24 protein-coding genes are annotated in these 25016 nt (G+C 67.7%); 9 read left to right on the forward strand and 15 right to left on the reverse strand.

The genetic code is table 11. The annotated features are described in order from the left end of the window. Window positions 1-468 precede the first annotated feature (468 nt). Complete coding sequence (locus tag BLQ91_RS11270; RefSeq protein WP_245733326.1) at window positions 469-2046, forward strand: alpha/beta hydrolase; 1578 nt, start codon at window positions 469-471, stop codon at window positions 2044-2046. 232 nt (window positions 2047-2278) lie between these two features. On the opposite strand, the gene BLQ91_RS11275 is transcribed toward BLQ91_RS11270, so the two are convergent. Then, window positions 2279-2782 carry a hypothetical protein gene (locus BLQ91_RS11275; protein ID WP_090096652.1) on the reverse strand — a complete coding sequence of 168 codons (504 nt, stop codon included), beginning with the start codon at window positions 2780-2782 and terminating at the stop codon, window positions 2279-2281. Between the two features lie 251 nt (window positions 2783-3033). Between BLQ91_RS11275 and BLQ91_RS11280 the strand changes: the two genes are divergently transcribed. Both BLQ91_RS11280 and BLQ91_RS11285 read left to right on the forward strand, forming a co-directional pair. Continuing rightward, entirely contained in the window at window positions 3034-3495 is a 462-nt protein-coding gene (locus BLQ91_RS11280) for a hypothetical protein (protein ID WP_143022599.1), read from the forward strand. Window positions 3496-3505: 10 nt separating this feature from the next. Further along, on the forward strand, window positions 3506-3967 hold the full coding sequence (locus BLQ91_RS11285) for a hypothetical protein (protein WP_143022600.1): 462 nt from the start codon (window positions 3506-3508) through the stop codon (window positions 3965-3967). A gap of 366 nt (window positions 3968-4333) precedes the next feature. Here BLQ91_RS11285 and BLQ91_RS11290 read toward each other — a convergent pair whose 3' ends face one another. The 3 genes from BLQ91_RS11290 to BLQ91_RS11300 form a co-directional block, all read right to left on the reverse strand. Beyond that, a complete protein-coding gene (locus tag BLQ91_RS11290; protein WP_245733327.1) occupies window positions 4334-5128 on the reverse strand; it encodes a hypothetical protein in 795 nt (264 codons plus the stop codon). Window positions 5129-5207: 79 nt separating this feature from the next. Continuing rightward, window positions 5208-5771: a papain-like cysteine protease family protein gene (locus tag BLQ91_RS11295; protein ID WP_090096656.1), complete on the reverse strand. Its 564-nt coding sequence runs from the start codon at window positions 5769-5771 to the stop codon at window positions 5208-5210. Between the two features lie 791 nt (window positions 5772-6562). Then, the gene (locus BLQ91_RS11300) at window positions 6563-7168 is read right to left on the reverse strand and encodes a TetR/AcrR family transcriptional regulator (protein ID WP_245733328.1); all 606 of its coding nucleotides are present in this window, start codon (window positions 7166-7168) and stop codon (window positions 6563-6565) included. 187 nt (window positions 7169-7355) lie between these two features. Here BLQ91_RS11300 and BLQ91_RS11305 point away from each other — a divergent pair, with 187 nt between their 5' ends. Together BLQ91_RS11305 and BLQ91_RS11310 are read left to right on the forward strand one after the other, a co-directional pair. After that, window positions 7356-8324, forward strand: coding sequence for an alpha/beta hydrolase family protein (locus BLQ91_RS11305; RefSeq protein WP_090096658.1), 969 nt, complete (start codon window positions 7356-7358; stop codon window positions 8322-8324). Between the two features lie 76 nt (window positions 8325-8400). Then, entirely contained in the window at window positions 8401-9000 is a 600-nt protein-coding gene (locus tag BLQ91_RS11310) for an NADPH-dependent F420 reductase (RefSeq protein WP_090096659.1), read from the forward strand. A 246-nt stretch (window positions 9001-9246) separates the two neighbouring features. On the opposite strand, the gene BLQ91_RS11315 is transcribed toward BLQ91_RS11310, so the two are convergent. From BLQ91_RS11315 to BLQ91_RS11335, 5 genes are all read right to left on the reverse strand, one after another. Then, window positions 9247-9885 (reverse strand): response regulator, encoded by a 639-nt coding sequence (locus BLQ91_RS11315; protein WP_090096660.1) that lies wholly within the window; start codon window positions 9883-9885, stop codon window positions 9247-9249. Further along, entirely contained in the window at window positions 9882-10799 is a 918-nt protein-coding gene (locus BLQ91_RS11320) for a sensor histidine kinase (protein WP_090096661.1), read from the reverse strand. Before BLQ91_RS11320 ends, BLQ91_RS11315 begins: the two co-directional genes overlap by 4 nt. After that, entirely contained in the window at window positions 10796-12133 is a 1338-nt protein-coding gene (locus tag BLQ91_RS11325) for a serine hydrolase domain-containing protein (RefSeq protein ID WP_090096662.1), read from the reverse strand. The genes BLQ91_RS11320 and BLQ91_RS11325 overlap by 4 nt, the downstream gene beginning before the upstream one ends. A 222-nt stretch (window positions 12134-12355) precedes the next feature. Further along, window positions 12356-13825 carry a hypothetical protein gene (locus tag BLQ91_RS11330; RefSeq protein WP_090096663.1) on the reverse strand — a complete coding sequence of 490 codons (1470 nt, stop codon included), beginning with the start codon at window positions 13823-13825 and terminating at the stop codon, window positions 12356-12358. An 84-nt stretch (window positions 13826-13909) separates the two neighbouring features. Beyond that, the gene (locus tag BLQ91_RS11335) at window positions 13910-14518 is read right to left on the reverse strand and encodes a TetR/AcrR family transcriptional regulator (protein WP_090096664.1); all 609 of its coding nucleotides are present in this window, start codon (window positions 14516-14518) and stop codon (window positions 13910-13912) included. Between the two features lie 84 nt (window positions 14519-14602). Between BLQ91_RS11335 and BLQ91_RS11340 the strand changes: the two genes are divergently transcribed. Next, on the forward strand, window positions 14603-15754 hold the full coding sequence (locus BLQ91_RS11340; protein ID WP_218130225.1) for a DUF418 domain-containing protein: 1152 nt from the start codon (window positions 14603-14605) through the stop codon (window positions 15752-15754). Between the two features lie 466 nt (window positions 15755-16220). On the opposite strand, the gene BLQ91_RS11345 is transcribed toward BLQ91_RS11340, so the two are convergent. The 3 genes from BLQ91_RS11345 to BLQ91_RS11355 form a co-directional block, all read right to left on the reverse strand. Further along, window positions 16221-17237 carry an NAD(P)-dependent alcohol dehydrogenase gene (locus BLQ91_RS11345; protein WP_176959671.1) on the reverse strand — a complete coding sequence of 339 codons (1017 nt, stop codon included), beginning with the start codon at window positions 17235-17237 and terminating at the stop codon, window positions 16221-16223. Window positions 17238-17316: 79 nt separating this feature from the next. Further along, on the reverse strand, window positions 17317-18513 hold the full coding sequence (locus BLQ91_RS11350; RefSeq protein ID WP_090096667.1) for a cytochrome P450: 1197 nt from the start codon (window positions 18511-18513) through the stop codon (window positions 17317-17319). 52 nt (window positions 18514-18565) lie between these two features. After that, window positions 18566-19804, reverse strand: coding sequence for an FAD-dependent monooxygenase (locus tag BLQ91_RS11355; protein ID WP_090096668.1), 1239 nt, complete (start codon window positions 19802-19804; stop codon window positions 18566-18568). Between the two features lie 239 nt (window positions 19805-20043). On the opposite strand from BLQ91_RS11355, the gene BLQ91_RS11360 reads away from it, so the two are divergent. Further along, window positions 20044-20739, forward strand: a complete 696-nt coding sequence (locus tag BLQ91_RS11360; protein ID WP_090096669.1) for a TetR/AcrR family transcriptional regulator — start codon at window positions 20044-20046, stop codon at window positions 20737-20739. A 159-nt stretch (window positions 20740-20898) separates the two neighbouring features. Here BLQ91_RS11360 and BLQ91_RS11365 read toward each other — a convergent pair whose 3' ends face one another. After that, entirely contained in the window at window positions 20899-21804 is a 906-nt protein-coding gene (locus tag BLQ91_RS11365) for an alpha/beta fold hydrolase (RefSeq protein ID WP_090096670.1), read from the reverse strand. A gap of 85 nt (window positions 21805-21889) precedes the next feature. Between BLQ91_RS11365 and BLQ91_RS11370 the strand changes: the two genes are divergently transcribed. Both BLQ91_RS11370 and BLQ91_RS42580 read left to right on the forward strand, forming a co-directional pair. After that, window positions 21890-22369, forward strand: a complete 480-nt coding sequence (locus BLQ91_RS11370; protein ID WP_090096671.1) for a MarR family winged helix-turn-helix transcriptional regulator — start codon at window positions 21890-21892, stop codon at window positions 22367-22369. Between the two features lie 214 nt (window positions 22370-22583). Then, window positions 22584-22751, forward strand: coding sequence for a helix-turn-helix domain-containing protein (locus tag BLQ91_RS42580; RefSeq protein WP_281199369.1), 168 nt, complete (start codon window positions 22584-22586; stop codon window positions 22749-22751). Between the two features lie 107 nt (window positions 22752-22858). Here the strand turns inward: BLQ91_RS42580 and BLQ91_RS11380 are convergent, their stop codons facing one another. Continuing rightward, window positions 22859-24220, reverse strand: a complete 1362-nt coding sequence (locus BLQ91_RS11380) for a cytochrome P450 (protein WP_090096673.1) — start codon at window positions 24218-24220, stop codon at window positions 22859-22861. A gap of 425 nt (window positions 24221-24645) precedes the next feature. Then, on the reverse strand, window positions 24646-25016 hold a 371-nt coding region (locus tag BLQ91_RS41195), incomplete at its 5' end, for a TetR/AcrR family transcriptional regulator (RefSeq protein WP_176959672.1).

Genomic DNA, 25016 nt, shown 5'->3' on the forward strand with positions numbered 1-25016 from the left:
CCGCTTCTGCTGCCACGATGAGACCGACCCTGCCCAGCACTGACGGGAAGACCTCGCCGCACGTGGCCGTTCTACAAGAACCAAGCGCGGCCGGGTGCGGTGGGGAGCGGCGGCGACGCGGTCCCGCTGGAGCTCGATGACGACCTCGCCGTGCGCGATCACGTTGAACGCCAGTGGCTTCCCAGTCGCCTCACGGGTTCGCCCCGGTCGACTACGCGGCGGAACTGCTCAGCACGGCTTCACCCCGATGGAATCGGTGACTGGGGGAGAACCGCGGCCGAGTCCTGACCGACGCACAGCGCTGGTGACACATGGAGCCGTTGTCCCCCGTGAGGACTACAGAAACGTGTCCACGCCAAGGGGATTCGTGACGTCCCGGTCCTCCATAGGTTTCGTTGGCAACGGCGTTGCTGCGTCGCGGTATGCGAGAGCTGGAGGGCAAGGGCGTTGAAGACGGTGCAACGGTCAGTGGGAAGCGGTATCTCCCGGAGGTTCGTCAGGCTGGTGTGCGCGGTGGTGCTCACCGTCGCCGCGGTGGCGGCCTGTGACGCCGACTCGCCAGGAGACGCGGCAAGTGAAGACGCACCACCCGATGTCGCTGAGGCGGCTGCTGCGCCGCCGATCGCCTGGGGCGCCTGCCCGGCGCTGGCCCAGGGCGTCAGTCGCGACCCCCGGCTCGTCTGCGGAACGGTGGAGGTTCCGCTGGACTACCGCGACCCCGGTGGCGCGAAGATCGAGGTGGCCGTCTCGAAGCTGCCGGCGGCGCAGTCCCGCGACCGCCGCGGTGTCCTGCTGCTGAACCCGGGCGGCCCGGCGTTGTCCGGTTTGGACACACCGGGTGTCGTGGCACCGACCCTGCCGCCGTCGGTGCTGGCGGCCTACGACCTGATCGGCTTCGACCCGCGCGGGGTCGGGCACAGCACCCCGCAGAGCTGTGGCCTCGACGACCCGTCTCTTGCGGGCCTGTTCCCGTACCCGGCCGCGGACGGCTCGATCGCCGCGAACGTCAAGCATGCCCGTGCCCACGCCGGACGGTGCGCGACGAACGCCGGCGAGAAGCTCCGGCACTTCACCACCGCCAACACGGCCCGCGACATGGACCGCATCCGCGCGGCGCTCGGTGAGGAAAAGATCTCCTACTGGGGTCAGTCGTACGGCACGTACCTCGGCACCGTCTACGCGTCGCTGTTCCCGGAACGCGCCGATCGGGTGGTGCTGGAGGGCAACGTCGACCCCACGAAGGTCTGGGCCAAGGCGAAGGACAACTGGGGCAAGGCCATGTCGGAACGTTTCCCCGACGCGGCAAGGGTTGCCGCGGCGCAGCACGCCGCACTCGGACTGGGCGGCACCGTCGACGAGGTGACCCGGAGGTACCTCGAACTCGCCGACCGGCTCGACCGCACGCCCGCGCTCGTACCCGGCACCTCCAATGCCTTGACGGGTTCGATGCTGCGCACCGTCACCTATAGCCTTCTGCTGCACAACGAAACCCTTCCGGTGCTAGTGCAGTTTTGGAAGGCCGCCGTCGGCCTGGCCGACGGCAAGCTCACCGAGGCGGACGGCCAGGTGCTGCGGCAGGTGTTCACCGCGCCGCAGCCGACCCCTGGCGTGCCGGCTGACAATCAAGCCACCATGTTCCTCGCACTGACCTGTGGCGACGCCCGGTGGTCCGACGACGTCGACGAGTACGCCCGCCGCACCGCCGAGGACCGCGCCGCCTGGCCGCTCACCGCGGGGATGCCCGCCAACATCTGGGCGTGCGCGTTCTGGCCGAAGCCCGTCGAAGAACCCGTCCGCGTGACCGACAGGGGATCCCGCAACACGCTGATCCTGCAGAACCGCAGGGACAACGCCACACCGTGGGAGGACGGCCTGGGACTGCACGAAGTCCTCGGCGGGCGAGCGGCGTTCGTCGGCGCGGACAACGGCGGGCACTACGTCTACAACCAGGGCTCCCGGTGTGTGGACGAGGCGACGGTGACGTTCCTGACCACCGGCCAGTTGCCGGACGAGAAGGTCGACTGCACCGACATCGCCCCGAAGTGACCGTGGTCGCTCGCGGTCGGCGTGGCGAGACTGGAAGCTGTTGCTGATGCGGGCCGAACCGCACCAACTGACTTGCGACGCGTAGCGGTTGCGGCGTTACCAGCCCTTCCCGGCAATGGGACCCCTCCCGCCGCCATGTCCGCAGAGCAAGCTGGCGACAGCCACGGTTCCGGAGCCGCATCTGGCAGTTCGTGAGGGCCTGCGTGGTGCACTCGCTGCGCCACAGCTTCCGCTAGGAGGCGGGCGCGTAGAGCCGGTACAGCCAGAGCCAATTGCCTTCGAGGTCCGTCATCTCGGCGAAGTAGTTGTCACCGCCGTCGGGGAAGGCCTTCGGCTTCATCCCGGGCCCGATGTAGGGACCGAACACGGTGCCGGCGGAAGTTCCGTCGTCATACGCGTAAACGGTGTACTTCGGAGGTTCACCCTTGCCCAGCGACACGTTGATCCACGCCTCCACCGGCGCGTCCTTCGTACCCTGCAACAGGAACTCGAAGTCGGTGACCTCCGATGTCGCCCACGCGCCGGAGTTGTAGCGGTCAGTTTCGAACGAGAACGAGCTCTCTGCGTACTCCTTGACCCTCAGGCAACCTCCCGTGCCGCCGTAGTCGGTGATGTACGGCGCCTCGACGTAGTGCGTCTTCAGCGCCCACAAACGGATGAACGGCATCCGGGGAACGAGGAAGCGGAACTGCGCGGTGGTCCGAACCGAGGTGCTCTTGTCGTCGACGTTCAACATCTCGAACCTCCTATTTCTTCGAGATCGCGCTTTCGCGATCGAATCTTACTCGGACCAGAAGATCATCGGAATCGAAATACACTGTAGGGCAAACCAGTCAGCCTGATTGATTAACGTCCGATCACTCATGGACGCAGACCTCAAGGCTGGCGGACGTAGGCCGTTGGCTTGTCACCCGACAGCTTGCGCCACGGTTGAAGGGTGCATCCCCGCACCTGAACCTGCAGGAGCGGTGAGATGCTGCCGAGGGCATGAGACGCACGCACCTCATGATTTACTTTCAGTCAGGTGTCGTGCGATCACGGTTGTTGACAGAAGCGATGCGGTGGGGGTGGACGTTGTACGCGTTCTGTCGATACGGGGCTGCGTTCGTGCTGGTCCTATATGGGTTTGCGAAGCTCAACGGATCGCAGTTCGCCGTTCTGTCGTCCGAATTGGACAAGCCGATGGGTGATGTCTCGGGTTTCTGGCTGACTTGGCACTACTTCGGCTTCTCGCCGATTTTCGGCACGCTGGTCGCGCTGGTCCAGATCACTCTCGGGGTACTGCTGTGCTGGCGCAAGACCACATTGGTGGCCGCGTGCGGCGGACTGGGCGTGCTCGCCACGATCACGCTGATCGATCTGACCCATGGCGTCGACGCCACGGGTACGGTGATGGCTGCGGCAACCACCGCCCTGCCTGGGTTTCGTCGTGGCCCGGCATCGTGCTGACCTCGTGCGCGTGCTCTGGACCGACCAGCACTCCACCGACGCACGAGGTATGCGCGAGGTCATCGTGAGGGTGGTCATCCAGGTCGCGGTGTTGGTCGCCGCGTTCGCTGGCACGTACTGGATCGCCAACGAGAACAACCGTGCGCCGACGCCGTTGGACGGTGCCTGGGACGTCCGTGCCGGGACCTACCAGCCAGCCGGCGCGGCTCGACCTCTGGAGCGCCTGTACTTCGAGTGCAACCGCGCCTACCTGGTGGTCTTCCGCTTCGGCGACCAATGGGTCGAGCACCATTTCGAGGTTAATCCCACGCGGCGAGAGCTGCGGATGTGGGAACATTGGCTCCGCAGGGACAAGCCCCTGTCGTCCAATGGTGTCTATGAGCTGTCCGGCGATCAACTGGTGATCACCGGAACCTTCGACGACAACACCACCCCCGTTCGCCTCGAGCTCACCCGGCTCCGGAATCGCTGAAACGGGTCCAAGTCATTGTTTTCGCCTGTCAACGGCGCGCTCATGACTCTGTTCATGTCAAGGGGCGGCCTCGGCGAGGTCGGGCTCGCGGGTGGCAGGTCCGGTTGTGGCTTGTCCGAAGGGCCGGCGTCCGAGGTCAGGCCACCACGGCCGAAAGGGGCACTCCCACACCTCAACCTCGAGCACTTCGGCGGTGCATGGCAGCAGACCGCGTGCTGCGTGTCGGCGAGGTCCATCGATGCAGCTCGGAGCGTCTTGTTGTTCGCCATGTTCACCGTCATCCTGACGGAGCGGCGTGCGCGGAGCCGCTGCACGGCTTCGCCCCGATCCCAGCCGGATGCCGGGTACCGGGGCGAAGCGGGAGATTCAGCCGGTGGTGTTGCGTCGGCGGCGGAAGAGGAAGAAGGCGCCGGCCACGAGCACGAGCGCCGCACCTGAACCGCCGACGAGCGCCGGTGCCGTGGACGACGCGCCCTCCGCCCCGCTCGCGCTGCCGTAGCCGCTCGACATTCCCTTGGTGTCGTACTCCGATGCGGGCAGCTTGTCGGCATAACGGGCCTTGACCAGCTTCTGGTAGTCGCTCAGCGACATCGACGACCTGCCGCCCAGTCCTTCCCGTGCCTGGTCGTTGAGCGGCTCCACCGTGACGAGCTTCAGCAGGTACCAGCCGCGGATCTGCGGCTCGGCGAACACCAAGGTCCCCACGCCGGCCTTGTCGGCGTACGTGACGTCGCCGTCACCCTCGCGCACCGCCGCCAGATGCCAGCCGCCGCCCTGCGTGGGAGCGAGCATGACGGTGACCTGGCGGTCGTTGACGGTGGTGCTCAGCGAGGACACCAGACGGGTCAACTTGACCGCCTCGGCGGCGATCGGCTGGGACGTGCCCGCGACGAAGCCCGGCGTGATCTCGCTGACCGGCAGCGGGTCCTTGACCGTGAAGGCGGGCATGCCTTCGCACGGATCGGCCTTGTCCGGGATTGTTTGCACCGTGTCGGACCCGCCCTGGGGCACCGGCACGCTGAGGAAGCGGCACACGGCGTTGCGGATGTCGGCCGACCTCACAGCATCGAGAGCGGCCTGGTAGTCGGGGATGTCCACGGGTAGCGGGTCGTTGACCGGGGCCGCGTGGACGGGGCCGGACAGCAGCACGGACGCGCCCATTGCCAGCACAGCGGTCAGGCGGGAAAGGCGGGAAGCTGCCCACCGTCCAGACGTTCTTGGTTCGCGCATGATGCCTGCCTTAACGGGAGATGCCGATCCGGGAGTGCGTCCACTTGAACGAGCTGTTGTTGACGTAGTCGTTGTAGTTCCACCACGTGTAGGTGGCGGTGTCCGGCCACGGGTCAGCGACCGCGATGGTGTTCTTCGAGGTGTCGAAGCCGTAAACGACGTTCATGTGACCCCCGCCTGAAGTCCACCCGATGCGCGCGCCAACGGGACGGGCGGCCTTGACGTCGGTGTAGACCTGGTTGAACGAGGCCGCGCTGCTCAGGCCCGAGCCGGGGTGAGCCATGCCGAGGCTGCTCCAGCCCCTGGCCATGTCGTCGAGCGTGGCAGGCTGGTTGTTGCAGCCGTAGTAGGGCTGGGCCCGGTTGCAGAAGTCCGTCTGCGTGCTGCCGAGGCCGTGGTACTTGGCGATCGTCAGACCGGAGGCGACCCAGCACCACTGGGTCTTCTCCTGCTTGTACATGCTGATGTTGTCGTACCCCGATTCCGCTTGAGCCGCGCCTGCTGCGGCCACGAGCAACCCCGAGGTCGTCAGCGCGATGGCCGACGCCGTGATCGCGAATCTGGATCTACCCATTTCCCTGTCCTCCTGCATGTGATGAGTACCGGGAGACCTGAGGACATGAAAGCGCGAAATTCGTTGCCATGCAGAAGCGGCGTACAAATACGCTCGCAAGAGTGAACTCCGTGAAATGTGAATCGCCATGCCGAAGTCATGAACCGCCGAACATCAACAACGAGCCGCCGAGACTTCCGCTGATTCCATCCTCTTCCGTGAAAGTTGCGGAACTGCACTCTTTACGGTGTCGAAGACGGTTGAAAAGGCCACCGTCCGCTCCCGTCCACGGGAATGCGGGGGTGAGTTGGACACTTTGAGGTGAATGCATGAGGTTCCCGGTGGTCGCGGGCTGTCCGGCAGCAGCAGCGATCCACGTGCGGGGCCGTGGCCTGTCGTCGGTGCGCGCCACACGTCGATCCCCTCGACCGGGTCGCCGGTCGGTCACCCACGCACCTGCCGGTGGTCCAGGGCCGAGATCCCGCTGTCGCCGACGACGGGGAACGCCTGCTGACGCGTCTCAGGTCAGCGAGCTGACGCCTCGCGCTTCCCCGGATGCTCCCTGGGTGAACGCGACCACGAAAAATCCGCTCATGTCGATGAGCGGACGGTGCCTCGTGTGATCCACTCTGGGCGCACGCAGGTGGGCGGGGTGGACCAGGGCCGTGGACAGGACCAGTACCCCGGCGGTGGGCAGTTGGTTCCAGTCAAGCCCGCAGCGCGTCGGTCAAGACGTCCTGGCGCACACCGCGATCTTGAACGTCCTGCCTTGTGGAGCGAAGCCGAGACGCCAACTCGTTTCCACTCGATCGCTAAGGGTCCAGCTTGAGCGAGCCGTGGCCGACGTCGGTGCTGTCGGCGATGGCGCGGATCAGGTGCAGCAGGTCGTTGTGGAGTTCGTCGGTCATGCGGCCCTCGGCGACGCCGCGGAGGAACACGTGGGTGACACCCCTGATCGCGGCTCGGCCCGCCGCTCCGAACAGGTCGTCGCGATCGGCTCCCTCGAAGGGGAAGCCGGTTCCGGGGGTCCGCTGTGAGACCTCGGCCTCCGCCATGGCGACCACGCCGGGGTTGACCAGGGCCATGGCGCGGGTGAGCGCGGCTTCCTCCTGGTCGACGTTGTCGCGCAGGTCGTGCCACCACCTGTCCACCAGATCGATGAACTCCAGAGAGGGATCCTCCTGGTGCAACGCGATGATCCGCCGCTCGATGGCCGCCGGCCATTCGGTGATGAAGTCGAGCTTCGACGGGAAGTAGCCCGTCACGGTCCGCGGTGCGACCTCGGCCGCCTCGGCGATGTCGGCGATCGTGGTCCGTTCGTACCCGTGTTCGGTGAACAGGCGCAGGGCCGTGTGCAGGATCAGGCGCCGTCGTCGTGCTTTCGACCGCTCCCGAAGCCCTGGACCGTTACTGGTCACCGTCCCACTCTCCTGCACTCCGTCGATCGCCGCCCGCGCACGCCTCAGCATACATGCATCTCACGGCTAAAATGCCTTCTTGTGCAAACTTGCCGTCTATGGCAATATTTCGTCGGGTGGTCGAGTCGATCACCCAACGAGTCCGTGGAGCAACGGGTTCATCGACGAACGGTCTGAGAGGACACCCATGAGCACGTCCTATGCGGACGCCGCCGGCTTCCCGGTCAGCGACCCCACCCCCATCCTCAGCTACAGCCCCATCTCGCTCGAGGTGCCGGACAGGCCCGTGCCGCTGGAGATCAAGGTCTCGGCGCCCGTGACCGGGACCAACCTGCCGGTGGTCCTGCTCTCGCACGGGCACGGCATGGCCAACTTCATCTCCTCGCTGCGCGGCTACGGCCCCGTCGCGGACTTCTGGGCCGCTCACGGATTCGTCGTCGTCCAGCCGACACACCTGGACTCCACAGTGCTCGGGCTGCGCGACCAGGACCTGCCCGACGCGCCGCTGTTCTGGCGCGACCGCGCCGTCGACATGCACACCGTCCTCGACCACCTGGAGGAGGTCCTCGCCGCGGTTCCAGGGCTACCGGGCCGTGTCGACACCGAGAAGGTGGCCGCGGTCGGGCACTCGGCCGGTGGCCACACGGTCTCGCTGCTGCTGGGTTCCCAGGTGGGTGACCCGAACGACCTCCGGGAGAAGGACCTCTCCGATCCCCGCGTCAAGGCCGGCGTCGTGATCGGAGGACCTGGCATCGCCGACGAGCACTTCTCGCCGTGGGCCGCCGAGCACTACCCGATGATGAAGTACATCGACTTCGGGCAGATGACCGGCACCGCGCTCGTCATCGCCGGCGACGAGGACCTGAACCCCAACTTCTCCTCCCGGCTCAGCTACCGCTGGGACGCCTACACCCACAGCCCCGGCGGGAACAAGACACTGCTGACCTTCCTGGGCGCGGGACACCTGTTCGGCGGGATCTCCGGCTACGACGCCGCAGAAACCTCCGACGAGAACCCCGAACGAGTCGCCGCGCTGCGGGCGCTGGTGTGGGCCTACCTGCGTTCCCAGTTGTTCCCCGGCGACACGTCCTGGGACATCGCCGTGAAGGCCCTGGAAACCCGGGAGACGCCCCTGGCGAAGGTCGAAACCAAGTAACCCGCGAGGTGCGGCTGCTCGTCGCTCGACACCGCACCCCACAGGTCGATCACCCGAACCTCCCCGGGAAGAACCCATGAGAATCGCGATCCTCGGCACGGGCAAGGTCGGCTCCGCACTGGGGACACGACTGGCGTCCACCGGTCACCACGTGGTCCACGGATCACGGACGCGCGCAGGTGGAGCAGGAACCCTCAGCCCGCGCGAGGCCGTCGCGTCCAGCGAAGTGGTCGTCACCGCCATCCCGGGCACGGCCGTGCTCGGCGCCTTGGAAGCCGTCGGGGACGACGTGCTGGCCGGCAGAATCGTGCTGGACCCCTCGGCAGCTCTCACGCCGCAGATGACGATGGCCTACCCCGGCGACAGCGTGGCCCAGCAGGTGCAGGCGCGTTTCCCACGGGCCCGTGTCGTGAAAACGCTCAACACGATGAACTTCACCATCATGGTCGACCCACTGGCCTCACTGCCCCAAGCCACCGTTTTCGTCAGTGGCGACGACAGCGCGGCCAAGACGGTGGTCACAGCCTTGCTCGGTGACCTGGGGTGGCCCGAAAGCAGCGTCCTGGACCTGGGCGGCGTCCACACCGCCTTGGCCACCGAGCATGCTGCCCCGTTGTTCTTCGCGACCGTCAGTGCCCTGGGAACCGCGAAGTTCGCGATCTCCATCTCCCGGTAGGAGGTGAACCGCGCTCGACTGCGGGACCCGCCGCAACGAGCTCCACGACCGTCGCCGGATCACCGGAACCGATTCCCTGTTCAGCCGGACCGCTCGAGCCCTCAGCTCATCGGGGTACTCCGGTGCTGCCGCGGACGACTCCCTTCGGGTCCTGTCGGACCATGCTTGAAAGCCTCCGAGCGACCGGGGAACCTCAGCGGATCATGTTGTGTGGTGGCTGATGCGGTGGTGGCGAGCCGGAGCGGGTCATTCCGTCATCCCCGCCTCGTATGCGGTGATGGCCGCCTGTACGCGGTTCTGCACGCCGAGCCCGCGCAGGATCGCGGAAAGGTGCGCCTTCACCGTGCCCTCCGCCAGGCGCAGGCGTGCCGCGATCTCCTGGTTCGACAGCCCCCGCCCGACCAGGGCCAGCACGTCCCGCTCGCGCGGGGTCAGCGCCTCCACCTTGCGCTTCGCCGCCGCCGGTCGCGTCAATCCCGACCGCAGGCCGGCCAGGACACGGCGGGCGACCCGTGGTGACAGGTACGCGGCACCGTCGGCGACCGCCCTCACCGCGATCAGCAATTCCCGCGGGTCCGCTGCCTTGAGCAGGAAGCCGCTCGCGCCGTCCTCCAGGGCTTGCGCCACGTACTCGTCCTCGTCGAACGTCGTCAGCATCACCACCGGGGCGACGTCGCGCAGCTCGCGGGCCGCGGCGAGGCCGTCGAGGCGCGGCATGCGGATGTCCATCAGCACGACGTCCGGCTGGTGCGCGTGCGTCAGCTCCACCGCCGCGCGTCCGTCGTCCGCCTCCGCCACCACGGTGATCTCCGGATCCGTCGCCAGCACCGCTGCCAGCCCCGCCCTGATCATGGCCTCGTCGTCGGCCAGCAGCACTCTGATCACGTCAGCGGCACCCGTGCGACCAGTGTGAACAGCCCGTCCTCCGCCGTCACCGCCAACTCGCCGCCCAGCAGCCGCAGCCGCTCTGCCAGCCCCGCGAGGCCGCTGCCCCTGCCGACCGGACCTGTCAACGGATTCCTGACCTCCACCGTCACCAGCCGCTCCGCGACCGTCACCACCATCGTCACCGGCTCGCCCGGCGCGTGGCGGGCCGCGTTCGTCAGCGCTTCCCGCGCGACCCTGCGCACGGCCTGGTCCAGCACGTCCGGCAGGTCGGCGAGCCCGTCGACCGTCACGGACATGCCCGCGTCCCGCGCGTTCGCCACCAGGTCCGCGACCGGTGGCACGTCGTCGCGTTCCCGCAACATCGCGATCGCCTGCCGCAGCCGGTCCGTCGCCGCCACCGCCGACGCCCGCACCGCACTCGCCGTGCGGGCGTATTCGCTGGTCAGACCCGGTGAAAGCTCGAGTGCGCCCGCGCGCAGCGCGATCAGTGCGAGGTCGTGTCCGAGCGAGTCGTGCAGCTCCGCCGCGAGTCGGCCCCGCTCCCGCAGCCGCGCCCGCTCGGCGACGTGCTCCTGCTCGCGCTCCAGTTGCCGCACCCGCTCCTGCTCAGCCTCGATCAGCAGTGCCTGTTGCCGCCGGTACCGCCCGGCGAGCCACGGCAGCACGACCGTGATCAGCAGGACGACCAGCGCCGTCATCACCTCGGTGGGTTTCAGGAGAGCTACGGCCGCCGTGCCCGCGATCGCGACCCCGGTGAGGACGTGCCAGCCGAAGCGCGCGTTGACGTGCCTGCCGTGCAGGTACGCGAGCGCCGCCAGCACCAGCCACGCGCACACCAGCCAGACCGGCAGGCCGCCCTCCGTGTTCAGCCCGCCGGCCAGGCCGAGAACCGCGAGGACCCCGAGACTCACCGGACCGACACTAGCCGCACGACGCGTGCGGTGAGCACCGCGATCCCGGCCAGCGCGGCGGCGGTGAGCGTGACCGTGACAGGCAGCGCGAAGTACCAGAGCTGCGCCCACAGCACCGTCCGGCCCGAGCTGACGAACGACACGACCTGCGGGTAGAGCACGAACAGCACCGCCGGCAGCGCCACGACCACGAGCCGCGCGACCGTCAGCCACGGGTGACGAGGGCTCCGGCGTCGCGCCCAGCGTCGTGCCCGCACCACCCCGAGCACACCGAGCGCGACGGCCAGCAACCCGATCGCGGCGAGCACCCACTCGACGAGCTGCCGTGAGCTGCCGGGCCTCGCCGGTGTCTCACCACGGCTCAGCGCGATCAGGCCGGCGAGGATCGTGCCGGTGTCATCGACGACGCCGGCGCCGTTGGTCATCACGGCGTAGCCGTGACCGGACTCGGGGTCGATGGCCTGGATCGCGTTGTAGGTCCACAGGTTGCCGCTGTGCACGAGCATGCCGTTGTTGTCGGGCTGCCAGCCCATGCCGTAGTCGTGCACGTCAGACGGCCCGTGCATGGCCGCGAGCGACTCGGTGGCGAACGGGCCGTGGCCGTTCTGCGCGACGAGCCAGCGGCCCATGTCGTGCGCAGTGGTGATCACCGTGCCCGACCCGCCGACCGCCGGGCCGTCGCCCAGTTCGGGCCGGTCGAGCCAGATGCCGCAGAGCGAGTTGAAGCCGTTCGGCGCGTCGCCGCCCGCCCGGCTGTCGTGCATGCCGAGCGGCTCGAACACGTTCTGGCGCAGGTAGTCCTCGTAGGGTTGACCGGAGACCACCTCGACCAGCCGGGCGGCGACGTTGTAGTTGACGTTGCTGTAGGCGAACCGCGTGCCCGGCTCTGCTGCGTCGACGGGTCGCAGGAGGTCGACGTACTCGGCGAGCGTCCGTGCCCCGGTCAGCTGTCCGATGTCGACGGACGCGTCGGAGATGCCGGAGGTCTGGTTCAGCAGGCGGCGCACCGTGATGCGCGGCGGGAGCTGGGGGAGGTGGTCGTGCACCTCGTCGTCCAGCCCGACGCGGCCGTCCTCGACGAGCGTCATCACCGCGGCGGCGGTGAACGACTTGCTGACCGATGCGACCCGCATCGGCGTGTTCTCGGTGACGGCATCGCCGTGCGCGTCGTGCCCGGCGCCAGTGGCGTGCACGATCTCGCCGCCGCGGGTGACGACGACCGAGACGCCGGGCAGCCCGGTCGCGTTGAGCGCTTGGTCCAGATAGGTGTCGATCGATGCCGGAGCGGGGCCGGGGAAGAAGGCCAGCACCAGCCCGGCCACGAGTGTCCTCATGTGCCAGAACGCTATGGATCACCAGGTCGTCGCCGGATCCGCCGATCGACCACGGTCACCTCTGCCGATCGTCGGGGGTGGCCGTGGCGGACGGTCAACGCGAGGCGTGCGCGCGGGAAGTGCGCAGAGTCGCGTGTTGCTGGCGCGCAAGGAACAGCCTGTCGGCGACAGGCGGGTTGGTCACCGAGGCCAGAACTGCTCCCACCGGCGCTCGTGATCAGCTCAGCCGCTCTGAGCGTGGTCTTTTTCGCTTTCCCCAGCCAAGTCGGGAAGTCCGGCGGCGAACGCGATGAAGTGACGTTGACGGCGCTCGATGGGGGCGGTGGAGAGCAGCTCCGTGATGCGCCGCTGCTGCGTGGCGGTCGGCCGCGAGTACATCGGCAGGTCGCGCTGCCGGCCCGAACCGGCCAGCCGCGGGTCGGAGTCGTGGAGGAGCTCGAGATCAGCGATGACTGCTTCCCACCCGCCGCGGCGGCGGTGGATCCACCAGGCCCTGCGGCGGAGTTCCGGGTCCTCGGCCGCCTTGAACGGGGCCAGTTCGGCGACTGTCCACAACCGGGGGTTGTCGATGAGGACCTCGCCGGCCAGGCGAGCCACTCGCGAGTGGTCACCGGCCACCGACCGGAGCAACAACGGGATGTCCTCCTCGGTGGCACGGCTCCGCAGCAACGACAGGCCGACTTTCCGCAGCGGAAGCTCCGTGCTGCGGACGAGAGCGACGACCTCTCGGCGTTCGATGGCGGTGCCGGTCTCGGCGAGGCCGATGTGGGCGCGAGCGCGCACGATCGGCGTGGCGGTCGAACGCGCGGACGTGGCATAGACGACCGCTGGATCACGTCCCATTTCCTGCCAGCGACGACGAGCCCACAGACGGGTGAGCACAGAGGAGTCGAGCAGAAGCCGTTCCACGTCGGCCGGGTCGAGCTGCGCGGCCGACAGCTTCACCAAGGCCAGGGTGCGGCTCTCGGCGGACCGGTCTCGAAGCAGCACCTTGGCGATGATGTCGGGAGCAGCGGAGTCGGCGATGATCTCGATGAGCCGCCGCCGGACCACCTGGTCCCTCTCGCCGGGCAGCAGCACGACCGCGTCCGGCAGCCCGAGCAGTCCGGAGTCGAAGCTGTGCCGGAAGGCGGCGCGCCGGAGGTCGTGGTCCGCGGAACTCCGCAAGCGGGCCCACACGTTCGCCTCACCGTGCTCGGTGATCAATGCCCGCAGGTACAGCGCCAGGACCTCGAAACCCCGGCCGCGCTGCTCGATCCGGTGCAACACCGGCACCACGCGCTCGGCGTTGTCCAACGTCCGTCGTCGCAGCACCTCACGCACAGCCACCTCGCGGATCACCCTGACGTGATCGCTGACCCGGACCGCCAGCGCGCGATCGCTCACCGCATCGGGCGAGGTGACCAACGACCGAACGGCGCGCTCACGCACGTATCCGTTCGGGTGCATGCTGGCCAGCACCGCGACGACGGGCACCGGACTCGCCAGAACCTCGCTCGTCCACTTCTCCGGCTCTCCCAGCGCTGGTCCCTCGTAGCGGAACCGGCGAGCATCGTGGTCGATCCGCAGCAACTCACGTGCGGTCACCGAGGTGAGCCAGGACGCGGTCTCGTCCAGAACGAGCCGGTCGCCCCGCCAGGCCGCTGCGGCACTCCCACCCAGGCGGTTGCGGATCTGCGGCGGATTCAGCATGCAGCCGATTCTGGCGGCTGCACGTCCAACGGTCATCTGAAATGAACCGGCCGCAGCCGTACCACGCCCCACACCACCGGAATGTCAGGATTCGGCTCGGGTCGTAGGGCGCAGAAGCCGGGCGAGGACCAGTTGTAGTGTTTCGCGTTCGCGCGCCGGTGCGAAGCTCGCGTCCACCGCGACGCGGTTGAACAAGCCGTCCACCAGGGTGGCGAGCCAGGTGGCGGTCGTCACCGGGTCCAGCCCGGGATCGATCCGGCCCGCCTCGGTGGCTCGCTCGACCAGGTCGGCCAGGCCGGATCGCACCGACCGGTCATTGGCCGCGACCAAAGCCGCGATCTGCTCGTCGCGGTGGGCTTGGGCGGAGATCTCGAGGACGAGACGGGCGTACTCCGTGTCCGAAGCCAGGTCGACCACCAGGTCGAAGAACCTCGTCAGCGCGTCCCAAGGCTCGGCGGTGGACAGGTCGGCGAACAGTGCCGAGGTGTCGACGCCGTCCTGTTCGACGACCGCGGCGAAGATCTCCTGCTTGCTGCCGAAGTAGTAGAACAGGTTGCCGGGACTCATTCCCGCCTCGGCGCAGATGTCGGCGGTGCGGGTCTGACCGAGCCCGGTTCGCGCGAAGCACCGCGCCGCGGCCTCCAGGATCTGGAGTCGCTTCGCCTGGCGCTTGGCTGGGTCGACGGTGCGCATGTCTCGATTCAACCAGGAGGTTGACGGGGGAGGACCACCGCCATCAATATTAGACCGACTGATCGATCTATGAAAGGTGTGTCGGTGACCACCAACTCCCGCCTCGTGCGGTTGGACGCGCTGCGCGGGTTCGCCTTGTTCGGCATCCTGGCTGTCAACGTGTGGGCGTTCGCGACCGGCTACTACGTCTCCGGGATCGCCGACCCGGCACGCGATCCGGTCATCCAGTGGATCGTCTCGATGTTCTTCGAGACGAAGTTCTACCTGCTGTTCTCGTTCCTCTTCGGCTACAGCTTCACGTTGCAGGCGGACTCCGCGGCCCGCGCGGGCGCCGCGTTCTGGCCGCGGATGCTGCGGCGGCACGCCGGGCTCATGGCGATCGGCTCCGCGCACGCCGTGCTGCTGTTCCACGGCGACATCCTCACCACCTACGCGGTGCTCGGCCTGGTGCTGCTGACGCTGCGCGGCATCTCTCCCAGGCGCGCGGTGTGGCTGGCGGTGAGCCTGCTTGTCGTCAGTGGCGTGTTGTGGACCCTGTTGGGAGTCCTAGACGTGTTCACCCACACGCCGATCGACGCCACCGAGGTGTCCGCACGGGTCGCCGAAACCGTGACCGCCTATCAGGGGACTCCCGAGACGGTTGTCGCCGAACACCTGCGACGGCTGCCCGAGACGCTCCAACTCGTCGTGTTCGTGCAAGCTCCCAGCGCGATGGCGATGTTCCTGCTCGGGTTCGCGGCAGGCAAGCGGCAGGTCCTCGCCGAACCTCGGCGGTACCGGGCACTGTGGTCGTGGCTGCTGCGCGCCGGCGCGCCGATCGGACTCACCGGGGCCGCCTTCTACGCCTACGTCGTGGTGAACCATCCGGGAAGCGGCACCGAAACCCTCGCGATGGGCGTCAGCATCCTCACCGCGCCACTGCTCACTGGCGCCTATGTCGCCGCGCTGCTGCGCCTGTTCGACACACGTGTCGCGGAGGTGTTCGCCCCGGCGGGCCGCGTCGCGCTGTCGAACTACATCCTGCAATCGGTCGTCCTGGGCGTCGTCTTCACCGCGTACGGACTCGGCTTGGTGGGCCGGCTGTCCTACGGCGCGATTGCCGGGGTCGTCATCGGCGTCTACGCGATCCAGCTCGTAGTCAGCGCGCTGTGGCTTCGCAGCCACCGCTACGGACCGCTGGAACGGCTCCTCCGCACGGTGACGACAGGTACATGGCCCACTGCCGTTCGCAGGTAGTCCCCGTCGCAATCCGCTCGAGGCCGAAGTGGATGCTCGGAAAACCGTGTCGGGTGCGGCTTTGGTGCATTTTCGATGGTCGAGCGGCACCGTCTGGCTGACATGACCTCGGCGCGGCTGCTATCTGCGACGGGGATCTCGGTCGGCGGCCGGCTGCTCGGCCGCCGCCGACTGGCCGGAGAATTTCGGTGAACGGCAACGAGAACGCGTGGAAGGCTTGGCTGCACCCTCGCCGGCCCCGCACCCGCGCCGTTCCGCTTCGTCCTCAAGACGTCGAGTGGACGGAGGACGCGAACTGGTGCAACGAGCACAAACCAGACAGGTCCACCGATCCGCCGCCCGCAGGTCGTGGATGCGGGCCGAGTCCAGTCAGTGTCTGTTCGAAGAACCGGAACACGTGTTCCACGGCCACAACGGTTCGGTCGCTTGGTTGATCTCGCCGATCGATGCCGGCTCGTCCTCATGGTCACCCGGAGTGCGGCGTGACCTCGATGATGTGCTTTCCCCGGACGCCGCCCGCTTCGAGTGCCGCGTGTGCCGCTGCGATGTCCGAGAGCGGGTGCACGGTGTCCACGACCGGGCGTACCTCGCCAGCTTCGGCCAGCTCCACGAGTTCGGTGAACAACTCGCGTTGTGGGTTCCCACTGAAGAAACGGACTCGCTTGGAGCCGTGCACAGTGGACGCCAGCAGGTAGCCAATGCTGCGGAAGACGCGTGATGGGTCGAACGAGATGGAGACCATGCGTCCGGTTGGGCTCAACAACCGGCGGTACGCGGCGTGATCGGTGCCTGCGGTGTCCAGCACGACGTCGAAGTGCCCAAGCTGCCCGGGCTGCGTCGTGCGGTAGTCGAAGACCTCGTCAGCGCCCAGATCGCGCACGAAGTCCAGATTGGCCTTTCCGGCCAGGCCGGTCACATGCGCACCGAACGCCTTGCCGATCTGAACGGCCATGCTGCCGACGCCCCCGCTGGCCCCGCGCACCAGCAGACGTTCACCCGGCAGGAGATGAGCGACATCGCGCAACGCGGTGATCGATGTGGTGCCCCCGCCCAGGATGGAGGCAGTCTCGACAGACGTCAGGTTCCGCGGCTTCCGGGTGACCCGGTGCGGCCTGACGGTGATGTATTCCGCCGCGCTTCCCCTTCGCCCGATCAGCTCGGTGGAGCGTGGCAGCACGCCACACACGAGTTCGCCGTTCCGGACATCGGTGACCGCGCTGCCGACGTCCACGACCTCGCCGACGAAATCCATGCCGATGTGCCTGGGGAACCGGCGCCCCATCAACAGTCTCAGCTCTCCGGCGCGAGCGGCGAGCTCGCCACCGTTGACGGTCGTGGCGTGCACGCGCACCCTGATCTCTTTCGACGTGTGGCGCGGAATGGGCACCTTGGCCTCATACAACACCGATGGTGGGCCGTAGCGGTCGAAAAGCGCCGCACGCATCTCGCTCTCCGCCAGATGATCATGGTCTGCAGGGGTCATGAACAGTCCCTTCCGGACGGTCGTCCAGTGTGGTCGCGATGTGAATCGAGCACGAAACCTGCGCGTGGCAAGTCGCCTTCTACCAGGTGACCACGAGTTCGTGGAGGCCGAAGACGGCCGCGTCGTTCTTGAGCGTCTCGTCGGTGACCGGCTTGGCCAGTTGCAGTGCGGGAATCCGGCGGAACAGGGTGTCGAAGACGATCTCGAGTTCCGCTCTGGCGAGGTTCTGGCCCAGGCACTGGTGAGGGCCGTAGCCGAAAGCGACGTGGTGCCGGGCGCCGCGTTCGAGATTCAGGTCGTCCGGGTTGCCGAACACCGCGGGATCCCTGTTGGCGGCGTGGCCCAGAACCAGCACGCCTTCGCCTGCGCGGATCGTCACACCGCCGATCTCGGCGTCCTCGACGCACAGTCGCGTCACAGCTATGTCGACGATGGTGAGGTACCGCAGCAACTCCTCGACAGCACCGGGCGTCTTGGCCGGATCAGCGACGATCCTGGTGAGCTGGTCGGGGTTCTCCAGCAAGGCCAAAGTGCCGAGCGTGATCATGTTCGCGGTTGTCTCGTGCCCGGCGACCAGGAGCAGCAACGCTTCCGCGACCAACGACTCACGTCGGTAGCCGCCATCGGCCCTGCGCCGCTGGATCTGGCGGCTGAGCAGCTGTTCGTCCGGGTTGGTCTCCTTCGTGCCGATCAGCTCGTCCAGGTACGAGCTGATCGCACCGAATGCGGCTACCCGTTCCTGTGGCGGTGTCTCCCGCAGCAGGAACTTCGCCGAATTGCGCTGGAAGAACTCCTGGTCGGCATGGGGGACGCCGAGGATGTCGCAGATGATCAGGGACGGCACCGGCAACGCCAGCGCGCGGACGAGGTCGACCGGTTTCGGTCCGGCCAGCAGAGCGGCCACGTGCTCGTCGACGATTTGCTGGATCCGCGGCCGCAGCACGTCCACGCGGCGAACTGTGAAGTCGCCGAGCACGGCACGCCGGGCGTGTCCGTGCTCCGGCGGATCCATCATGATCATGGACTTCTCGTCGGACAGTCCGCCCGGTGCGATGACGGGGAAGTCGGGGTGCAGGCGGTTCGAGCTGAACCGGCGGTCGGCCAGCACTCGCCGCACGTCCTCGTGGCGAGACACAGCCCAGGCCCACCCGCCGAACGGCAGGGAGACCTTGACCACCCCGTGTTCCTCGCGGATCTCGCGGTACTCCGGCGGCGGAGCGAACGGACAGGAGCGCGAGAGCGGAAAAGCGTACTGATGTCGCCCGGTCACCGTCATTGGTCAGTCTCCTCAACAGATCGATCGATCTCGATGATGTTTTCCACGCGGATCAGCGCTCGATCAGTCGGGCGGCCTGCTCGAGGTCGGCGTTGCGCATCGTGAATGCTTTGCCGTTCACACCGACCAGCCGCTGCACCGTGCCGGCCAACGGTGAGCGCGCCAGGCGCAGCATTGCCGATCGGAGCACGGTCTCCGGCCGGTTGGCCGGAGTGAAGAGCAGTCGGCCACGCGTTGCGAAGGCCTGGAAGTACTCCACGTAGGGACGCGTCGTCTTCTCCCATTCGATCAACGCCCTTCCCGGATCTTCCGGGTAGCGGGTGAGCATCGTCCCGAGGAGCTCCGCGCCGGCGATCCCGTTGGACACACCCATGCCCGCGTAGAGGGTGACGCACCACGCCGAGTCGCCGACGAGCACGACGCGGCCGCGGTGCCAGGAGTCGAGGTGCACCTGTTCGACCGAGTCGAACAGGTACTGGTCGGTGTCCTCCAGGAACCGCACGGCCTGTTCCAGTGTCGGTCCCAGGGGCTCCGGCCCGTAGACCTCGCGGATGCGTTGGGCCGCCGGGACCGCGAACTCCGCGTCGACGTCGGTGGTCCGATAGGAGAACAGCACGGCCGGCGGCTGGTCCGCGAACGGGAACAGCCAGAAGGAGCGGCCGGGCTCGGCCAAGGTCGCCCCTTCACCCTGCGCGAGACCAGGAAGAACCCCTGGGAGCTGGTAGGCCGCGATCATGTAGTTCAGGCGGCGCAGGTAGTCCTCATCCGGCCCGAACACCAGCTTGCGCACCGTGGAGCGCAAGCCGTCCGCCCCTATCACGAGCTCGAAGCGCTCGGTGTGCTCCGTCCCGTCCACCACGTTGCGCGTGGTGACCTCGACACCGCGGGCGTGCTGGTGGATCACGACGGGGACGGTCGAGTAGCGGATCTCGACATCCGGATCCAGCGCGGCGAACGCCGCCTGCTCCACATCGCCCCGCACCATGAGGGCCGGGCCTCCCGGCTGGTCCGAGAACCCCATGGCCGGCCGCTTGGTGCCCTTCCGGTCCAGTTGGTAGGTGATCCGGTTCGCCGGGGTGCGGTCCTCGAGCCCGTGCGAGATGCCCAACCGTTGCGCCGCGTTGCGCCCCACACCGAACAGGCCGATGAAGTAGCCGCCCCGCCTCCGGCCCGGCGCCTTCTCGATCACGACCGGAGTCCAGCCTGCCTTCTTCAGTGCGATGGCCGAGGAGATGCCACTGATCCCGAGGCCGACGACGAGGGCTCTGCGGGTGTCCTCCGGGGAAGTCATGACACCACCATATGACCAACTGACCCAATCAGTACTTTGGTCAGTATGTGATGCGGAGCACTCCTTTGCTTGCGAACTGATTTGTCGGGGCGTGCCCGCACCCAAGGGCAGGGGCATTCGCTCGGATCGCGGGATGAGGCGCCGCGCTGCCAGTGTGGTAAGACGTGTCACGCCAGGCGTTGCTTGCGTGGAGCGTTACGCGATGCGTCTGGCATGGGCGGAATCGGAGTTGACGACACATGGCGACGCGTACGGGACGAAGTGCGGACAAGGTCACGCGTATTCTCGCTTCCGCCGAGGAGCTCCTTCTGAAGCGCGGCTTCCGCGGAGTGACCATCGCCGATATCGCTGAACGCGCGCACGTCGGTAAGGGCACGGTCTACCTGTACTGGAGCACGAAGGAAGACGTCTTCCTCGAACTGCTCGCCCGCGACGTCCTCACGCTCATCAACGGCTTCCGCGAGGCGGCGACGCGGAACCTCGAGCTCACCCTGCCGCACCGGCTCTGTTCGCATCTCGTCCGGTCCGCGCTCGAAAGGCCCCTGGTCCGGGCCCTTCAGGCAAACGACGCCGACGTACTGGGTCTCGTCATCGACCATCCCCGCAGCCAGGACTTGGTCAGGCAGCACGGGGCACCGGCCCTGATCAAGGCTCTTCTGCCGATCTGGCGCCGGCACGGCGTGGTTCGCACGGACTGGGAACTGGACGACCAGGCATACGCGGTGCAGAGCCTTGCCCTCGGACACCTGGAGATCCAGTTGCGCAAGCACGTCAGCCCGAGCACCACCATGCCGCCCGAGGACGTTCTCGCGGCCGCCGTGGCGGCACTGCTGGGTGTCGAGAGTGGAGCCACGAAGGACCTCGGCGCCGTCGCGGCCGAGGTCCTCCAGGTGTTCACGACCTCCGCCGCCATCCTCGAAGCGGACAACGCCTGAGCCGTCCGGTTGGGATGGTGGGCGGCGTGACCTCGCTGTCGAGGTACCGCATTCTGCTCCATCGTGAGAGAAGACCGCGATCGTCGCAGCCGCGGGCGTCTTGTCCGGCGTGACCTTCGCGCTGAGCGCGTCGCGGCGCGCTCAGCGCGGAAACGTTGCTCAGTTGGGTGCAACGGCGGGTAGTTCGGCGCGCGCCATGAACTTCACCATGGCTGCGGCGAGCTCGTCCGGCGCTTCCTGTGCGACGAGGTGGCCGACGTCCCGCAGTCGCAACGAAGTGATCTCCGAAGTGGCGACACTGCGGAAGGTCTGCTCCGTGAAGGAGCCGCTGGCCGCGTCGACGGTGAGAACCGGGACGGGCAGAGGGCTCGATGCCGCCAGCGCCTTGGTCGTGCCCTTGTCGGCGAAGATCTCCCGGTAGAGGGCGGCGGTGCCGCTCCAGCCGTCGGTGCGGGCGTAGGTGCGGATGAACTCGTCGAGGTCGGCTTCGGTGACGGCCCCTTCCGTCGCCGTCATCATGGGGTAGGCCCAGTCGGCGATCATCCGCCGTTCGACGCCGGGCAGGAACAGCTCCGGAATCCCTGGGGCGCCGAGGAAACCGACGTGCCACGAGCCGCCGTTGTTGACGTCGGCCAGGTTCTCCAGGCCGAAACCGATCAGCGCCGTCTCCACCGCGGTCAGGGTGAGCACGTCGGCCGGGTGCGTGGCGGCGAGCCGGAAACCGGTGTTCCCGCTGATGTCCTGGCACGACAGGTGAACCGGTCCGACTTCGAGGTGTTCGATCAGCTGGTGCAGGTCTTCGACGTAGGTGGCCGCGTCGACGCCGCTGCCCGTGGTGTCGGAGTCGCCGAACCCGCGCAGGTCGACGGCGAAGACCCGGTGGCTCCGCGCGAGGAGGGGGATCAGCTTGCGGAACGCCCACCACGTCTCGGGCCACCCGTGCACCAGCAGCACCGGAGAGCCGTCGGTTCCGGCCGAGACGTAGTGCAGCCGAGTGCCGTTGACGGCAGCCACGTGGTGGGTGACGTCCGGGATGGTGGCACCCGCGGGGGAGATGGCAGACACGATCGGCTCCTCAAATTGGACAGCCTGGCTGTCGAAATTTAGACAGCCAGGCTGTCGATGTCAAGATGATTGCTAGACTTCCCCCGTGTCTCGATCCGGTGCCGACCTGGCTCTGCTCCTGCTCGGCGGGTTCCGCAACCTGGCTGACCGCGCTACCGACGAGCTCGCCACGCGTGGCTACGAGGACGTCCGCACGGCCCACGACTTCGCGCTCACGGCGATTTTGTCGGGCGCTGACAACGTCTCCGAACTGGGCCGGCGGCTGTTCATCACCAAGCAGTCCGCCGCGAAGATGGTCGCCGTTCTGGAAAAGCGCGGGTTCGTGAGCCGAGAGCCCGACCCGGTCGACCGCCGCCGGATGCGCCTGCTCGTCACCGAACGTGGGCTGGCCATGAGGCGGGAAGGTCAGGCGATCTTCGACGACATGCGGGAGCAGTGGGAAAAGCAGGTGGGCGCCGACACGCTCAACACGGTCGAGGACGCACTGCGCCGGCTGCTGGGTGACAACGTGGGGCGGCTCGACTCACCGGGGTGGCTCATCAGGGACCTGCCCACCGACTCCTGATGCGGACGTGCGCCGGCCAGAACAACGACATCGCTTCGGGTCGCACGTGAGCGCGAACCGAAGCGATGTCTGTGACGGGAATTTCAAGTACCCCGGCATTTGTGGCCGAGCGCCTCACAGGTCGTCGGCGCCCGGTCGGTCCCGCTCGACCGAGATCTCGAATCCCTGTGCTGATAGCCGGTTGACGAGGTGGTGACCCATCGCGACGGACGGCGTGAGCACACCGCCACCTGATAGGGCAGCCAGTCGCCTCTTCACCCACCGCAACACCGTGGTCCGCAGACTGGCTCGGGCCGACGAACTCCTCCCAATTCCGTTGGCGAACAACGTTTTGCGGGTCGGAGTGGCACTGGAGGTCATCCGGTGGCGCGGACGCGGCTGAGCGAACCTGGTCCGCGGACGCGTGATCGGTTGTGCCGGTACCGCCTCAGCAGTGCTTCGACCCGAGTGCGGTCAGCATTTCGTGCAGCTTCATCTGATGCGTGGGTTTCACACCCGTACGACTTCTGCGCCGTACTTGGGGGAGTGGACGAAGCCGTGCCACCTGGTGGGCTCGAGCTCGGCGTGGACCGGCTCGAGGGCGAAGCCCGACAACGCCGCGGCGAGGATGGAAACACTTCGCTCGATCCCCAGCAGCTCACCCAGGCAACGCCTGATGCCGCCGCCGAAGGGCAGCCACTCGTGTGCGGGGCGTTTGCGCCCGACGAACCGCTCAGGCCGGAACTCGCGGGGTGCTTCGTAGATCGACTCGTCGAGGTGCAGCATCCGCGCGTTGACCGCGATGGTGACGTCCGCGGGAAACAGGTGGGGACCGAGTTCACAGTCCGCTTTGGTCACTCGTACCACGGGCAGTTGGTCAGGCGGGCAGAGCCTCAACGCCTCCCGCACCGCGCCTTCGAGCAGAGCCGTCGAGCCGGCCGCGACTTCTTCGCGGACGGCGGCGAGCGTCAACGGGTTGTGCAGGAGGAAGAGCAGCGTCCAGGCCGTCGTCGCCGCGGTCGTGTGGTAACCACCGACGATCATGGCCTTGATGTGGGAGACAGCTCCGCCGATCGGATCCTGCGGCATCCAGTCCGCGGTCTCGTCCAGCGCCATGCGGATCACGCAGCGGGGTGTTCCGTCGTCGCCGCAGTCCTCGTGCCGCACCACCTCGGCGTGCAGCAGACGATCCAGGTCCGTCTCCGCGGCGGTGAACGTCGCCCTGGCGCGGGAGAACCGGCCGGCGATCCGCTCGGCGTTGCTGTCCAGCAGCAGCGGGTGGACACCGGAGCTCACCCACCTGTGTCCGGCCGCGACCAGCCGATCGCGCTCTGGGCCGGGGCGGACGTCCAGCCCGTCACCGAGCAGCGCCTCCAGCACGACGACCTCGATGAGATCGCGGAAGGAGAACGGCTCCCGCTTCGGCTTGGCGGAGAGCGCGCGGTCAAGCGACTCGCGCAGCCGGTCCTCGCCGACGCGCGCAGACAGCGTCATCCGCTTGAACAAGGCGATCTGGTTCCTCCGCGCGACGACGTGCGCGTCACCCTCACTGGTGAGCAGGGGATGCTGCCCGAGCATGTGCGCCATGTTGCCGGGGATCGTCCTCATGCCGATGGGTCCGCTGTCGCCGTACCGTGTGAACAGATCACGGACGATGCGCTGATCGCTGGTCACCACGGTACGACCGAACGGGTACCAGCTCATCTCGAACGTCCTGCCGAGACGATCGGTCATGCGCTCGAAGAACTCGTCAGGCCTGGCGAAGGACCACAGCGTCTGCACCGGTTCCGGCAAGCGCACCCCGGGGATCGCCGAGAGCTTCACGTCAGAAGGTGCCAGCGGGTCGTACGCGGGAAAAGATGGCCGAGACATTTGGATCCCCTGATTTCGTAGCGATATGTGCAGCAAGGACACGGCGCAGCGCTTTGTGCGCCTTTTCGCATGGTCGGTTTGCGTCGGCGAGCACCGCGGGCTGCTCCGGCCGCAGCCACCGGTACGCGGTGACGGGCAGCGGCGTACTCCGGACTGGTCCGGGCACGTGTGCTGGTCAAGAATCCGCGCACGGCGGGAAGGCTGACGACCAGTTGTGAGGCCAGCGCGTATGTCACGCACCCAACACACGCGGGAGCGTCAGGGCGGGGCGGGAGGACGCCCTGAACCTGCGCCGTGGTGTCCTCGCCCACGGGAACCTCGATCTCACGATCGCGGACGCGAGTGAGTGCGCGGTGGAACTCGGCGTTACCGCCGCTGGTTCACCGAACGTCGTTTGACGCCGGCACGTTCGAAAAACCCCTCAGTCAGGAACGGGGCGGATCGGTTGGGGTCTGGTGAACGCCTCCCGCGCTGGGATGCGGCTGATGTGGGAGGCGAGGTGAGTCGGCCGCTGCGCCCTCGTCGACGAGACGCTGCAGCACGTCGGCCAGCCAGCCGCGCAGTTGTGGGCCGGTGGCGGCAGCGACCGCACCGGTGTTCAGCATCCTGCGGGTCACGACAGTTCCGACGATGAAGGACTGGATCGCGTTCGCGGTGTCAACCGCCTGGTGGTCGGAGAACCCCCACGACATCAGCGCCCTGGTCAGCGGTCCGGTCGCTTCCTTCTCGAGGAAGTCGCCCAGTGCCGCCGGGCGGGAAGAGGCCGAGCGCAGCAGGGCCAGCAGGGGGTCGGCGT

The organism is Lentzea jiangxiensis (assembly GCF_900104175.1).
In the GTDB taxonomy this organism is placed as follows: Bacteria; Actinomycetota; Actinomycetes; order Mycobacteriales; family Pseudonocardiaceae; genus Lentzea; species Lentzea jiangxiensis.

Coding starts and splice junctions, on each gene's coding strand:
- BLQ91_RS11275 (WP_090096652.1), bottom strand. CDS start 2,782: ATGTTGAACGTCGACGACAAGAGCACCTCGGTTCGGACCACCGCGCAG.
- BLQ91_RS11280 (WP_143022599.1), top strand. CDS start 3,034: ATGAGACGCACGCACCTCATGATTTACTTTCAGTCAGGTGTCGTGCGA.
- BLQ91_RS11290 (WP_245733327.1), bottom strand. CDS start 5,128: ATGGGCGCGTCCGTGCTGCTGTCCGGCCCCGTCCACGCGGCCCCGGTC.
- BLQ91_RS11295 (WP_090096656.1), bottom strand. CDS start 5,771: ATGGGTAGATCCAGATTCGCGATCACGGCGTCGGCCATCGCGCTGACG.
- BLQ91_RS11305 (WP_090096658.1), top strand. CDS start 7,356: ATGAGCACGTCCTATGCGGACGCCGCCGGCTTCCCGGTCAGCGACCCC.
- BLQ91_RS11310 (WP_090096659.1), top strand. CDS start 8,401: ATGAGAATCGCGATCCTCGGCACGGGCAAGGTCGGCTCCGCACTGGGG.
- BLQ91_RS11325 (WP_090096662.1), bottom strand. CDS start 12,133: ATGAGGACACTCGTGGCCGGGCTGGTGCTGGCCTTCTTCCCCGGCCCC.
- BLQ91_RS11330 (WP_090096663.1), bottom strand. CDS start 13,825: ATGCTGAATCCGCCGCAGATCCGCAACCGCCTGGGTGGGAGTGCCGCA.
- BLQ91_RS11335 (WP_090096664.1), bottom strand. CDS start 14,518: ATGCGCACCGTCGACCCAGCCAAGCGCCAGGCGAAGCGACTCCAGATC.
- BLQ91_RS11345 (WP_176959671.1), bottom strand. CDS start 17,237: ATGACCCCTGCAGACCATGATCATCTGGCGGAGAGCGAGATGCGTGCG.
- BLQ91_RS11350 (WP_090096667.1), bottom strand. CDS start 18,513: ATGACGGTGACCGGGCGACATCAGTACGCTTTTCCGCTCTCGCGCTCC.
- BLQ91_RS11355 (WP_090096668.1), bottom strand. CDS start 19,804: ATGACTTCCCCGGAGGACACCCGCAGAGCCCTCGTCGTCGGCCTCGGG.
- BLQ91_RS11360 (WP_090096669.1), top strand. CDS start 20,044: ATGGCGACGCGTACGGGACGAAGTGCGGACAAGGTCACGCGTATTCTC.
- BLQ91_RS11380 (WP_090096673.1), bottom strand. CDS start 24,220: ATGTCTCGGCCATCTTTTCCCGCGTACGACCCGCTGGCACCTTCTGAC.